Genomic DNA, 12766 nt, shown 5'->3' with positions numbered 1-12766 from the left:
TAACCAAAATACTTCATACTCAAGGTTCAATTAGTTAATTTAATGATAAGATATTACAAATTATTTATCCATTATGGTTATTAAGTCAAAGAAACATATTACGATTATAGTCTTAATAGCATTGATAACCGGAATAGCATTAAGTCAAAGCTCTAAACACCATAAAACTTATAGAGCCTTGGGGAAAGAATTACCAAAAACCTTAGAATATTTTGATGGTACACCTATTAAAACTAAAGAGCAGTGGATTACTAAAAGACGTCCAGAAATCCTCTCCATGTTCGAAGAGACTATTTATGGTGCTGTCCCATATGACATAGGCATTTCTTCACAAGTAACCATAGAAGAATCAAACTCAGCTCTAAATGATTTAGCCACGAGAAAACAAATAGCATTACATTTTAAAAACAATGGTAAGACCCTTACAGCCTATCTATTGATTTATTTACCTAAAAACAATCCAAAAGCACCCATTTTTCTTGGGTATAATTATTATGGAAATCATACCATTCTTAATGACCCAGAAATCATACTTACTACAACATGGGTAAAGAACAAATCCAGTTTGAATATAAAAAACAATACCTCCAACGAAGTTGCCCGTGGTGCTCGTAATTATCGTTGGCCTGTTAAGCGACTTCTTGAGGCAGGCTATGGATTGGCTACATTATGCTATAACGATATTGATCCAGATTTTGATGATTTTAGTAATGGAATCCATTCATTACTATATGCTAATGGTCAAAGTAAACCAGATGCATCTCAATGGGGTGCAATTTCAGCATGGTCCTGGGGTTTAAGCAAAGTGATGGATTACTTTGAAACTGATTCTGATATAGACAGCAAAAAAGTCATACTTGTAGGCCATTCGCGTCTCGGAAAAACCGCCCTTTGGACGGCTGCACAAGACCAACGTTTTGCAATGTGTATTGCCAATGGTTCTGGTTGTGGTGGTGCAGCATTATTTCGACGCCAGCATGGAGAAACTATTAAAGATATTAATCGACGTTTCCCACATTGGTTCTGCGACAACTTTAAACAGTACAAAAACAATGAATTCGAACTACCCATTGATCAGCACATGTTGATAAGCTTAATAGCTCCACGTCCATTATATCTTTCTGGCGCCAGTGAAGATGAATGGGCAGATCCTGAAGGAGAATATTTATCTGCATATTACGCAACACCAGTATATAGACTTTTTGGTAAAAAGGGACTGGACTCACCGATTGCTCCTTCATTACACAGCCCAATTCGCAATACTATAGGCTTCCATATCCGTAAAGGAGAACATGATGTAACATATTACGATTGGGAACAATTTATAGCATTTTCAAACTTGCATTTCAAAACCAAAAACCACTAAATAACAGCATTTTATTTGTAAATTAGTTACTCTTAAAAAAGCCTTATTTAAGTACAAATGGAGTCCAGAACCCATTCAAAAAACGGGGCGTAACCGAAAAGCCATATGAGTAGGACTATATACATTTTACATCATGCCTAAATATGTTATTGAGCGAGATATACCAGATGTTGGTAAATCTACTGCTGCACAACTAAAAGCTATTTCTCAAACCTCCTGTAATGTTCTTCGTGAAATGGGCCCAGAAATTCAGTGGATACAAAGTTATGTTGCTGATAATAAAATATATTGTGTATACATTTCACCAAACAAGGATATGATTATAGAACATGCAAAACAAGGTGGATTCCCTGTTAACTCAATTAGTAAAATAGCTACTATTATCGATCCGACAACTTCAGAATAGGATTAAACTCAAGAACAGATTATTGCCAAATAAACCAGCCTTTAGGAATAGCATGCATCCCAACATGCTTTACAGCATTTTCAACATCTATAACGCTAACCAATTTATTGGTTCTAATTACTATTTCGTAGGGGTCAGTACCTTGTACAATTTGTACATCGATAACTCCATCTACACGCATTACAGCTTTCTTTAAAACTTCAAATTGTTCTGCTGTTTTAGCGTCTGTACCAAATATTTTCCCGTGATCACCAGGAATTACATTTTCTGAAATTAAGCCCATAGTATAGTTTTTTGGTGAATGAAGTGATTCACTAATTTACAAAAGTTTTTCACAAAACGATCGCTTAGAACAGCCTAAGATTGAAAATTAATCTTCTAATAGAGCTATTGTTTTATGTCGCTGAACTTTGCCACTAACTGTCTCGATAAAATGAGGGACAAAAAAAACTTTTTTAGGAATAGCGTATTTAACCAAATCCTCAAAGATGTTATCTGGTAAATTATAAGACTCTCCCTCTACAATCAAGATTAAACACTCCCCTAATTTAGAATCAAATTGTGAAGCAATAAAAAAACGTTGTTGTATTTTTCCCTCGAGATGTGCTTCGATTTGTTCAGGAAACAACTTTACCCCACCAGAATTAATAACATTATCAAATCGTCCAAGCCATTCAAATTTTACCTTATCTTGAATCTTTACAATATCGTTGGTAACAATTGGTTCTTTTGAAATTTTGGGTGCTATTATAACAAGGCATCCTCTCTCATCTGTTTCTATAGTAATATCAGGTAAAATATCAAAATGAGATAATGATTGATGGTTTATGGGTTTCACTGCAATATGACTTACTGTTTCGGTCATGCCATAGGTTTCAAAAACTTTTGTATCAACGTTCTGTAATTGCTCTTTTAATGATTTATCTACAGCTATACCACCAACAATCAATGTTTTGATATAACTTAAAGCAGGCAAGGAATTTTGAACCTGGAGCGGTACCATAGCTACAAAATCATACTGTCTAAATAGTTCAATGTTAGAACTAGGCTCTATTATGTCTATCTCTAAACCCAAAACCATAGCTCTCACCAACATCATTTTTCCAGCTATATATTGAGCAGGCAAACACAAAAGTGCTGTATCACTTGAATTAAGTTTAAAATAAGCTCCAGTAGCCAATGCAGAATTTACCATGGCCTGTTTGCTAATTTTAACAGACTTTGATATTCCTGTGGATCCTGAAGTTTGAAGTTTAATCATTTCATTATCATCCAACCAGTTTAAAAGAAAGTCTCCTATAGATTTTTCATAGTCCAATCCTTCTTTAACTAAGTAATAAGCCAAAGACTTTAAGCTTTCTAAAGAATATGCTAATCCATTTAATTTAAATAAAGGATGTACAAGATTGAAGTTAGGCTTTTCATCCACAGCATTATAAATTATTGATAACTTTATTTTCTTCCCCGACCGTCGAAACATCTTCTGTTTCTGGTAGAGTGATACGTCCTGTAAGTTTCTCTTTCCAATTGCTCCAATTGTATTTTTTTGCAAGGATTAATAAAATTATAGGATACAACACCAAGACAGGTAATACAATCTCAAACATAGAGTTATCTGCTTTCTCAGCAGTATATCTGAAAACAGCATCGGTTTGTAATGCAGACCAATTAGCAGTAACTAAAATCGCGGCCATTAAGTTATTTCCAAAATGGAATCCCAAAGCCAATTCCAATCCTTCATCCATTAAGGTCATAATACCAAGAAGAAGACCCGTACCTATATAAAATACCATGGTTATTGCTCCCATTTCGGCTACTTCTGGATTAGCTCCATGAAACACACCAAACATAACCGATGTTACTATTAAAGGAAACCATCTATTTTTTACAATTATCCCTATTTGTTGCATTAAATACCCTCTGAATAGATACTCTTCTAAACCAATTTGTAAAGGAAATAGCAGGAGGCTAACAACCATTAAAACAATAAATTTAGGAGCATCAAACTGCAATTCTACCGATGCTGGGTCTGCAAAATAACCTATTGCAAAAGTTATCAATGTTATTAGAACTATCAAACTAAAAGAAAAAGCTACTCTTCCCCAATCAACCTTTGAACGTGAAGTTGTAAGCGACCTAATACTGCGCATATGAAGATATTTAACCAAAAGAAAAAGTAAGGCCAGCAAAAAAGCGAAAGGAAGCAGATTAGCTGCCAACCAAAAGTTTTTACTAGGAATCATTTCCAAAAGTTTGCGCTGCTCTTCGGCGACATCAATATCTCCTCCCCAAAAAATAAAGAATATTAAATTTCCTATAAACAATCCTGCTACCAAAAAAATGGTGAGCCCAACCATCCATGCTTTATTTTCTCCCTTATAAGCTTGCTGTATATAATTTATCATAATTCTAATGTCCAGTTTCGGGTTTTATCATATTTTAAACCTCCATTTTCAACGGTTAAAGGGCTATCAAAATTATTTGTAAATAAACTACCTGTACCCAAACCCTGTGGCATTTTATTGTTTAAAGTATATGTCCATTGTGCAATAGCATTAAGCCCAACATTACTTTCCAAGGCGCTAGTTATCCACCACCCACAATTATTCTGTTCAGCGATATCAATCCATTCTTTGCTACTCTTAAAACCACCAACTAAGCTTGGTTTTAAAATGATGTATTGCGGATTAATGGTTTGTATGAGTTCTTGTTTTTTTGTTACAGCACTTATCCCTATTAGCTCTTCATCTAAAGCAATAGGTAACGGTGTCTGCTCACAAAGTTTAGCCATAGCATCATGTTGCCCAGCTTTAATTGGTTGTTCGATAGAATGAAGGTCAAATTTTGCTAATGCCTCCAGCTTTTTCATTGCTTCATCAGTATCAAAAGCCCCATTGGCGTCAACACGTAATTCAATATCGTTCTTAGTGAAAGATTCCCTAATTGACTTTAATAGGTTTAATTCTGTTATAAAGTCAATAGCTCCAATCTTCATTTTTATGCAATTAAACCCTGCCGCTATTCTTGATTCTATTTGCTTTTGCATAAAGGTTTCATCGCCCATCCAAATCAAACCATTAATAGGAATTTGTTCAGCTCCTTTAGTAAAATTTGACGGATATAACTCGAAAACATCATCACTGTAATAGGATTTAAAGGCCATTTCCAAACCAAATCGAATACTTGGAAAGTCCCCCAGTTCCTCTAAGAGATTATCCAATCCCCAATTTATATTGTTACATACCCAATTAAGGGTTTGTTCAAAATCCGGTCTATCATCTGCCGATAACCCCCTGAAAAGACCTATTTCTCCTATTCCGAATCGGTCTTCTCCTTCTAAACATAAAAACCAAGTTTCTTTCGTGTTGAGCACTCCTCGTGACGTCCCTCCAGGTTGTTTAAAGTTGAGGATATATTGATGGTTGGTTGCGTATATCATATAACTTCAAAAGTACTTAAAAATGTCGTAATTTAGTTGATGTAAAATTTATATCAACATGCCTAATTTTCCAAATCTTATCCACTATGCAATCCCTTTTTTTATTTTGGGAATGGCACTTGAACTATATGTAACTCATAAACAAAACATTAAAACTTACGAAACTAAAGATGCCCTGTCATCTATAGCTATGGGATTGGGAAATGTTTTTTTAGGATTTCTTAGTAAAGGTATTGTTATAATAGCCTTGACATTGGTTTACGAGAACTTCAGGCTTTTTACCCTTCCAATAGCTTGGTGGAGTTTTATATTACTATTTTTTGCTGATGATTTGTCGTATTACTGGTTTCATAGAATTTCCCATGAATGTCGCTTTTTTTGGGCGTCGCATGTGGTTCATCATTCCTCTCAAAAATACAATTTGAGTACTGCCTTACGCCAAACTTGGTCTGGTGGTTTCTTTTCGTTCGTGTTCTGGTTATGGTTACCTTTAATTGGATTTCATCCTGCTATGATAATCTTTCAAATGGGAGTTAGCTTACTTTATCAGTTTTGGATCCATACTGAAGCTATCGACAAAATGCCTAAATGGTTTGAAGCTGTAATGAACACTCCCTCCCATCATAGGGTACATCATGGAAGCAATCCATTGTACTTAGACAGAAATCATGCCGGCATTTTAATTATTTGGGATAAGCTATTTGGCACTTTTCAGCCTGAGTTAGAAGAGGAAAAAGTAGTTTATGGTCTTACACAAAACATTAATACATACAATCCTATTAAAATTGCTTTTCACGAATGGATTGCAATGTTTAAAGATGTATTTGTTACAAGAGCGTCAACACTCAATAGATTAAAATACTTTGTGAAACCACCAGGCTGGAAACATGACGGAACAGGAAAAATTTCTAATGAATTAAGGAAAGAATGGCGCTTAGAGCAGAAATCCCAATTCAAAAAATCACCTAAAAAAAATATATCTGCATAATGTTATACGAAAACCTGTAGGTTAATTTTTAACACCTTTGTATTTTCGACACAAAATATATATACCGAAGTAAATCTTAGTAAAAATCAAATGAAAAAAGCACCAATCCTATTAGGGGCAATGGTTATAATGTTTAGCTGTGGTAGTTCACAAAAAAAACAAACAACTGCAACTAATGAACAACAAGGAATATCTCCTGTTTCTTATGCTAATTCAATAACATCACAAGAACTTAAGGAAGCTTTATACACCTATGCTTCAGATGAATTTGAAGGAAGAGAGACAGGGCAACCAGGTCAGAAAAAAGCTGTTGAATATCTTAGGAACCAATATGTTTCTATGGGAATCCCCTCTCCTATTGCTCCAAACGATTATTTTCAAGAAGTGCCCTTAGAAATTGTCGAAGTCCCAGAGGTCGAACTATCTATAAACGGAAAATCGTTTAACATGTTAGAGGATTTTGTATCACTGCTTTCCAGTGAAACTGGACATCTTTCTAGTGATGAAATAATATACGCCGGATATGGTATAGAGGACGATGCTTATTCAAGTTATGATGGGTTAGATGTAACCGGTAAGGTCGTTTTAATAAAATCTGGAGAGCCTAAAAATGTAGACGGTTCTTATGTCATATCAAATAGCAAAAAGCCTTCAAAGTGGTCAAAATACAATCAGGAAATTGCTTTTAAACGTGAAGCAGCCATCACCAAGGGAGCAAAGGCTGTTTTATTCTATTATCCAGAATCCTTTAAAAGGAGTGTTTCCATTTACGGAAAATCAAGAAGTAATATGACAATTAAAGGTAAAGCATCTGAAATGTATTATCTTATGATTGATGACAAACTTGCCAATGCAATGCTGCCAAATATTGAAACAGAAAGTAAAAGTAAAACCTTAAAAATACATTTTGAGCTAAATTACCAAAACAATTCTAAATCATTTACTTCAGAAAATGTTTTGGCTTTCATAAGGGGTTCTGAAAAACCCAACGAAGTATTGGTTATTTCTGCCCATTTAGACCATGAAGGTGTTAAGAACGGTAAAGTTTATAATGGAGCCGATGATGATGGATCTGGTACTGTTTCTATATTGGAAATTGCAGAAGCTTTTAAAGCTGCGGTAGATTCTGGTCATACGCCTAAACGTTCCATTTTATTTTTACATGTTACCGGTGAGGAAAAAGGTCTTTTAGGATCGCAATATTATACCGATTTCGATCCAATTATCCCTTTAAAAGACATCGTTGCCGATTTAAATATAGATATGATTGGACGCGTAGATTCAAAGCACGAAAATAGTGGCAGAAATTACCTTTACCTGATTGGTTCCAACAAATTAAGTACGGAATTACATGAACTTTCAGAAGAAATAAACGACCAATACACTAATATTGATTTCGATTACACCTATAATGACGATAACGACCCTAATCGTTTCTATTATCGATCTGATCATTACAATTTCGCAAAGAATAATATTCCTGTTATATTTTATTTCAATGGGACCCATGCTGATTATCATCAACCTACAGATACGCCTGATAAGATTAGATATGACCTGATGGAAGAACGTGCAAGACTTATATTCTACACTGCTTGGGAAATAGCCAATAGAGATGGCAGACTTGAAGTTGACAAAGCTGAATAAATAATAACATCAGAAAAACAAACAGCCTTTCAATAAAAATTGAAAGGCTGTTTGTTTTATACTATGTTCTAAATTGGATAAAAGCTATAGAAAACTTTTCAAAGCCAATTCATAACCTAACAATCCGAACCCTATTATCACCCCTTTAGCATTAGGTGAAATAAAAGATTTATGGCGAAAGTCTTCCCTAGAGAATGTATTAGATATATGAACTTCCACAACAGGTGATTCTATTGCCTTTATGGCATCACCAATACCCACTGAAGTATGAGTATAAGCAGCTGCATTTAGGATTATTCCATCATAATTAAATCCAAACTCATGGAGTTTATTAATAAGCTCTCCTTCTATATTACTTTGGAAATATTCGATAGTGATATCAGGGTATTTAGCTCGAAGGGACTCTAAATAGCCTTCAAACGTTAGATCCCCATAAACATCGGGCTCACGTGTGCCCAATAAATTTAAATTTGGACCATTAATTATGATAATTTTTTTCATAAAGTAAATGTATAAAAAGTGTTTGAGACCATTCACTGTGAAATTTAAAAACAAAAAAAGGGAAACCAATGGCCTCCCTTTTTTATTTTATAAGAATAACTCTTAGAACATATATCCAACAGAAGCCTGGATTACACCATTGTTATTTTTGAAATCATCAGACCCTTCAAAATCATTAATATTTGAAAGCCCTAAATTGTAACGTGCTCCAAAGGCCAATCCATTATCTAACTTATATCCTAAACCAAAATTCACACCAAAATCAATAGTGCTCATTTCATCTTTAAGATCATATTCTTCAGAAACTGATTCACCTCCCGCACTAGCTTCAATATCAGCCTTTGCCGAAAGTAGCATACCTATTTGTGGTCCAGCTTCTACGCTAAAACCTTCCATAAGGTAATATTTACCCATTATAGGCACGTTAAGATAATCTAAGTTCAACTTTGTTTCCTCTTTTACAGTCATTCCAAAATCTTCATATGAAGATTCAGATTTTGCACCTTGAGCAGAATAAAGCAACTCAGGTTGCAATGAAAACTTGTCATTGAACTTAATTTCAGCAACTCCTCCTACGTGGAAAGCTGTTCTCATGCTTAAGTCTTCTGCTCCTTCTCCTCCTACATTAGCAAAGTTCCCCCCTGCTTTAGCCCCAAATTGAAACTCTTGCGCGTTAACGGATAAACCAAATGCAACCATAGCTGCACTAAGTAGTAATTTTTTCATAATAGATTAAGTTTTATTTGTTAATAACAGTCCAAATATTAAATAAACAATCAAAAATTAAAAATTTGTTATACTGAAATATATTCTTACCTTGTTTAGCTTTTTATCTCACTCAGTTAGTTAACCTTTCCGACACATTGCAGAAATGTTTACTTTAAATTACACTGTACCCACAGCAATTTCTTTTCCTTTGCTATATTTAAACTATGAATTGGGAGCATGCCTTAAAAGACTATAAACTATACTTAAAGCTAGAGCGCGGTTTATCACAAAACACAGTTGAAAACTATGCTCTTGATATTGAAAAGTTAATAAAACACCTCAAAACTAATGATATAACGGTTTCACCTATAGAGATAAAAACCAACCATATTCAAGAATTTAATTACCAATTAGCTAAAACGTTAAATCCAAGATCACAATCCAGGATTATTTCCGGCTTAAGGAGTTTTTTCAACTATTTAGTATTTGAAGATTACAGAGAATCAAATCCTTTAGATCTCATTGAAACACCTAAAATTGGAAGAAAACTTCCAGATACATTAAGTTTAGACGATATAAACGGGCTGATAGCGGCAATAGACCTGGGTAAACCAGAAGGCGAACGCAATCGCGCCATTTTGGAAACCCTTTATAGCTGCGGACTTCGAGTGAGCGAGCTAATTAACCTAAAACTATCAGATCTTTTTTTTGAAGAAGGATTCATTAAGGTAACAGGTAAAGGTGACAAACAACGATTTGTTCCAATTGTGCCGTCAACACAAAAATTTATTAACATTTACAGAAAGCAGATTCGTCCATTACTACCAATTCAAACTGGTCATGAAGATTTCCTTTTTCTCAATCGTAGAGGTCGCCAGCTTACTCGAGCTATGATATTTACAATTATTAAGCAATTAGCAGAGAAAATAAGTTTAAATAAAAGTATATCTCCCCATACGTTTCGTCACTCATTTGCTACCCATTTACTACAAAATAACGCTGATTTAAGATCCATACAGCTTCTTTTGGGCCATGAAAGCATTACAACAACAGAGATCTACGTTCATGTAGATAGAGAGCATTTAAAAGAAACCCTAATCAATTTTCATCCAAGACAATAAAAAAGCCAGCTCGTAAGCTGGCTTTTTTATTTTATAATTAAAGCTTTTCTTATTTAGCAATGTTAACCGCTCTAGTTTCACGAATAACAGTAACCTTTACTTGTCCAGGATACGTCATATCGGTTTGGATTTTCTGTGAAATATTAAAAGATAAGTCAGCAGCTTTTTCATCATTTACCTTTTCACTCTCTACAATAACACGAAGCTCTCGTCCAGCTTGTATTGCATAAGCCTTCTTAACTCCATTAAATCCGAATGCTATATCTTCTAAATCCTTTAAACGTTGGATATAGCTATCCAATACTTGTCGTCTAGCACCAGGACGTGCTCCGCTAATAGCATCACAAACCTGGATAATTGGAGCTAGAAGCGATTTCATCTCGATTTCGTCGTGGTGAGCTCCGATAGCATTGCATACTTCTCCTTTTTCACCATATTTTTCAGCCCATTGCATACCCAAAATCGCGTGTGGAGTTTCCATATCTGCCTCTGTATCTGGTACCTTACCTATATCATGCAACAGACCTGCGCGTTTAGCCAGTTTAGGATTTAAACCTAATTCTGCAGCCATAACACCACAAAGCTTGGCAACTTCACGGGAGTGTTGTAATAAGTTTTGTCCATAAGAAGAACGATATTTCATTCTTCCTACAACTTTAATCAACTCTGGATGAAGGTTGTGAATACCTAAATCGATTACGGTGCGTTTACCTACCTCAATGATCTCCTGATCTATTTGCTTTTTGGTTTTCTTTACTACCTCCTCAATACGCGCTGGGTGAATACGTCCATCGGTTACAAGCTTATGTAAAGACAAGCGAGCTATCTCACGTCTTACTGAATCAAAACAGGACAAAATAATCGCTTCTGGAGTATCATCAACAATAATTTCAACACCTGTTGCAGCCTCTAAGGCACGGATATTACGTCCTTCTCTACCAATAATACGGCCTTTAACATCATCAGACTCAATATTAAACACAGACACACAGTTATCTATAGCTTCCTCTGTCCCAATACGCTGAATAGTGTTTATGATAACTTTTTTAGCTTCCTGTTGCGCAGTAAGCTTAGCTTCTTCAATCGTATTTTGAATAAATGCCATAGCATCATTCTTAGCCTCTCCTCTTAATGATTCTATAAGTTGAGTTTTTGCTTCTTCTGCAGAAAGACTGGAAATTACCTCTAATTGCTTTACTTGGTTAGTATGCAATTTATCTACCTCCGCCTGTTTTTTCTCAATGTATTCCAAACGATGGTTATAATCGTTCATTTTACCTTCAAGTTCTACATTGAGCTTTTTATTCTTTGAAAGTTCATTAGATACTTGAGATTCTTTATCGCGAGTACGCTTTTCAGCTTCTGCTATTTTTTTATCTCTACCTAAAATTACCTTCTCATGCTCTGCTTTAAGCTCAATAAATTTCTCCTTAGCCTGAAGAATCTTGTCCTTTTTAATAGACTCTCCTTCGTTTTTGGCCTCTTTCACAATATTTGCAGCTTTTTGTTCTGCATTCTTTATGACCTTCGATGCATTGTTTTTTTCCATGGTCTTGGCAATGACAAATCCTATCACCACTCCCAGAACCGACCCTCCAACAATCATCATAATTGCGTTATCCATATACTCTGTTCAGTTAGATTATTTATAAAAAAAGCCTACATCGGCTGATGATTTGTATAAACTCCTTAAAAACAAGTTTAGGGCTAACAAGCTGATCAAAAATCTGCTCTAAGGCAGCACGCTTTTACAACTTAAACTCACCCTTTTTAAAGAATTCGCGTTGAGTTTATCAAATAAATAAAAACCAATGTAGGCAGTAACTTAATTTTATTTAATAAGAACGTTTTTTATGAGTTTAGATGAGATTCCAACAAATTGTTTAGTGCTGTTAATTTATCTTCCACATATTCGTTGGTATACACTTTATCTATACTTTTTTGCTCCACTTGGGCTGCAAACTGTAAAGCACACATAGCTAACACATCCTGCTTATCCCTAACGGAATAACTCTGCTCAAATTGTTTTATCATGGCATCTATAGTTTTAGCAGCCTTACGTAACCCCTCCTCTTGATCCGGTGTAATGGTAAGAGGATAGACACGATCTGCTACAGAGAGCTTTATTTTAAGCTTTTCAGACATACCATAAAGTTACATTATTCAGAAAGTTGAGCTATACACTGGTCTATTTCCCTGATTAATGTATTTATTTTAAGCTTTGTTTCTCTTTTATTGTCGTCACTACCAAGTATTGTATTTGCAATCTGTAACGCTTCGTTTTTATCTTGCCACTCCAATATAGTCTTGTCGCGGTCTTGAAGCTGATCTTTACATTGTTTAAGCTCTTGTTCCAACATAGAGTTAAGTTGCTTTAAACGCTCATATTCATGAAGCAGCATGCCAATTTTGTTCTCAAGAGAATTAACAATATCTTCAATATGACCCATTTACAAAAATCAATACTTATCTCACAAAGTTAACATACCAATCCAAAAATCACAATTGTTTTTAAATAAAATTTAAAACCTTTTTCCACGTTCTAGTATTCAAGCAATTAGCCCAAAAACACAATAAACTTGGCGATTTA

14 protein-coding genes and 1 other RNA gene are annotated in these 12766 nt (G+C 34.8%); 5 read left to right on the top strand and 10 right to left on the bottom strand.

Annotated features, from left to right (window positions below):
• The first annotated feature begins 73 nt into the window (after nt 1–73).
• Nucleotides 74–1366, top strand: coding sequence for a glucuronyl esterase domain-containing protein (locus PWU04_RS11165; protein WP_274476187.1), 1293 nt, complete (start codon nt 74–76; stop codon nt 1364–1366).
• A gap of 133 nt (nt 1367–1499) precedes the next feature.
• On the top strand, nt 1500–1772 hold the full coding sequence (locus tag PWU04_RS11160; protein ID WP_274476186.1) for a DUF4242 domain-containing protein: 273 nt from the start codon (nt 1500–1502) through the stop codon (nt 1770–1772).
• Nucleotides 1773–1791: 19 nt separating this feature from the next.
• Here the strand turns inward: PWU04_RS11160 and PWU04_RS11155 are convergent, their stop codons facing one another.
• The 4 genes from PWU04_RS11155 to PWU04_RS11140 form a co-directional block, all read right to left on the bottom strand.
• Complete coding sequence (locus PWU04_RS11155; protein ID WP_274476185.1) at nt 1792–2055, bottom strand: heavy-metal-associated domain-containing protein; 264 nt, start codon at nt 2053–2055, stop codon at nt 1792–1794.
• Nucleotides 2056–2142: 87 nt separating this feature from the next.
• Entirely contained in the window at nt 2143–3324 is a 1182-nt protein-coding gene (locus tag PWU04_RS11150) for an AMP-binding protein (protein WP_274476184.1), read from the bottom strand.
• On the bottom strand, nt 3206–4177 hold the full coding sequence (locus tag PWU04_RS11145) for a CPBP family intramembrane glutamic endopeptidase (protein WP_274476183.1): 972 nt from the start codon (nt 4175–4177) through the stop codon (nt 3206–3208). Before PWU04_RS11145 ends, PWU04_RS11150 begins: the two co-directional genes overlap by 119 nt.
• Nucleotides 4174–5211: an o-succinylbenzoate synthase gene (locus PWU04_RS11140; protein ID WP_274476182.1), complete on the bottom strand. Its 1038-nt coding sequence runs from the start codon at nt 5209–5211 to the stop codon at nt 4174–4176. The genes PWU04_RS11145 and PWU04_RS11140 overlap by 4 nt, the downstream gene beginning before the upstream one ends.
• Nucleotides 5212–5269: 58 nt before the next feature.
• On the opposite strand from PWU04_RS11140, the gene PWU04_RS11135 reads away from it, so the two are divergent.
• On the top strand, nt 5270–6199 hold the full coding sequence (locus PWU04_RS11135) for a sterol desaturase family protein (protein WP_274476181.1): 930 nt from the start codon (nt 5270–5272) through the stop codon (nt 6197–6199).
• 90 nt (nt 6200–6289) lie between these two features.
• Nucleotides 6290–7846 (top strand): M28 family peptidase, encoded by a 1557-nt coding sequence (locus PWU04_RS11130; RefSeq protein WP_274476180.1) that lies wholly within the window; start codon nt 6290–6292, stop codon nt 7844–7846.
• Nucleotides 7847–7930: 84 nt separating this feature from the next.
• On the opposite strand, the gene aroQ is transcribed toward PWU04_RS11130, so the two are convergent.
• Together aroQ and PWU04_RS11120 are read right to left on the bottom strand one after the other, a co-directional pair.
• Nucleotides 7931–8347, bottom strand: a complete 417-nt coding sequence (gene aroQ / locus PWU04_RS11125; RefSeq protein WP_274476179.1) for a type II 3-dehydroquinate dehydratase — start codon at nt 8345–8347, stop codon at nt 7931–7933.
• A 102-nt stretch (nt 8348–8449) separates the two neighbouring features.
• Nucleotides 8450–9073, bottom strand: coding sequence for a porin family protein (locus tag PWU04_RS11120; protein ID WP_274476178.1), 624 nt, complete (start codon nt 9071–9073; stop codon nt 8450–8452).
• Between the two features lie 206 nt (nt 9074–9279).
• Here PWU04_RS11120 and xerD point away from each other — a divergent pair, with 206 nt between their 5' ends.
• Nucleotides 9280–10176, top strand: coding sequence for a site-specific tyrosine recombinase XerD (xerD, locus tag PWU04_RS11115; protein WP_274476177.1), 897 nt, complete (start codon nt 9280–9282; stop codon nt 10174–10176).
• A gap of 49 nt (nt 10177–10225) precedes the next feature.
• Here the strand turns inward: xerD and rny are convergent, their stop codons facing one another.
• The 4 genes from rny to PWU04_RS11095 form a co-directional block, all read right to left on the bottom strand.
• The gene (gene rny / locus PWU04_RS11110) at nt 10226–11800 is read right to left on the bottom strand and encodes a ribonuclease Y (protein ID WP_274476176.1); all 1575 of its coding nucleotides are present in this window, start codon (nt 11798–11800) and stop codon (nt 10226–10228) included.
• A 58-nt stretch (nt 11801–11858) separates the two neighbouring features.
• A non-coding RNA gene (ssrS, locus tag PWU04_RS11105) (6S RNA) lies at nt 11859–11966 on the bottom strand.
• A gap of 61 nt (nt 11967–12027) precedes the next feature.
• On the bottom strand, nt 12028–12321 hold the full coding sequence (locus tag PWU04_RS11100; protein WP_274476175.1) for a cell division protein ZapA: 294 nt from the start codon (nt 12319–12321) through the stop codon (nt 12028–12030).
• Between the two features lie 14 nt (nt 12322–12335).
• A complete protein-coding gene (locus PWU04_RS11095) occupies nt 12336–12626 on the bottom strand; it encodes a hypothetical protein (RefSeq protein WP_274476174.1) in 291 nt (96 codons plus the stop codon).
• Nucleotides 12627–12766 lie beyond the last annotated feature (140 nt).

It is taken from the genome of Mangrovimonas aestuarii, assembly GCF_028767185.1.
GTDB classification, from domain to species: domain Bacteria; phylum Bacteroidota; class Bacteroidia; order Flavobacteriales; family Flavobacteriaceae; genus Mangrovimonas_B; species Mangrovimonas_B aestuarii.
The sequence above is the reverse complement of the archived record's forward strand: the minus strand, read 5'-3'. Positions and strand labels throughout refer to the sequence as shown.

What these genes read in the sequence shown, in the direction of transcription:
- PWU04_RS11165 (WP_274476187.1), top strand. Translation starts at nt 74, where the DNA reads ATGGTTATTAAGTCAAAGAAACATATTACGATTATAGTCTTAATAGCA.
- PWU04_RS11140 (WP_274476182.1), bottom strand. Translation starts at nt 5,211, where the DNA reads ATGATATACGCAACCAACCATCAATATATCCTCAACTTTAAACAACCT.
- PWU04_RS11155 (WP_274476185.1), bottom strand. Translation starts at nt 2,055, where the DNA reads ATGGGCTTAATTTCAGAAAATGTAATTCCTGGTGATCACGGGAAAATA.
- xerD (WP_274476177.1), top strand. Translation starts at nt 9,280, where the DNA reads ATGAATTGGGAGCATGCCTTAAAAGACTATAAACTATACTTAAAGCTA.
- PWU04_RS11145 (WP_274476183.1), bottom strand. Translation starts at nt 4,177, where the DNA reads ATGATAAATTATATACAGCAAGCTTATAAGGGAGAAAATAAAGCATGG.
- PWU04_RS11130 (WP_274476180.1), top strand. Translation starts at nt 6,290, where the DNA reads ATGAAAAAAGCACCAATCCTATTAGGGGCAATGGTTATAATGTTTAGC.
- PWU04_RS11160 (WP_274476186.1), top strand. Translation starts at nt 1,500, where the DNA reads ATGCCTAAATATGTTATTGAGCGAGATATACCAGATGTTGGTAAATCT.
- PWU04_RS11120 (WP_274476178.1), bottom strand. Translation starts at nt 9,073, where the DNA reads ATGAAAAAATTACTACTTAGTGCAGCTATGGTTGCATTTGGTTTATCC.
- PWU04_RS11095 (WP_274476174.1), bottom strand. Translation starts at nt 12,626, where the DNA reads ATGGGTCATATTGAAGATATTGTTAATTCTCTTGAGAACAAAATTGGC.
- PWU04_RS11100 (WP_274476175.1), bottom strand. Translation starts at nt 12,321, where the DNA reads ATGTCTGAAAAGCTTAAAATAAAGCTCTCTGTAGCAGATCGTGTCTAT.
- rny (WP_274476176.1), bottom strand. Translation starts at nt 11,800, where the DNA reads ATGGATAACGCAATTATGATGATTGTTGGAGGGTCGGTTCTGGGAGTG.
- aroQ (WP_274476179.1), bottom strand. Translation starts at nt 8,347, where the DNA reads ATGAAAAAAATTATCATAATTAATGGTCCAAATTTAAATTTATTGGGC.
- PWU04_RS11135 (WP_274476181.1), top strand. Translation starts at nt 5,270, where the DNA reads ATGCCTAATTTTCCAAATCTTATCCACTATGCAATCCCTTTTTTTATT.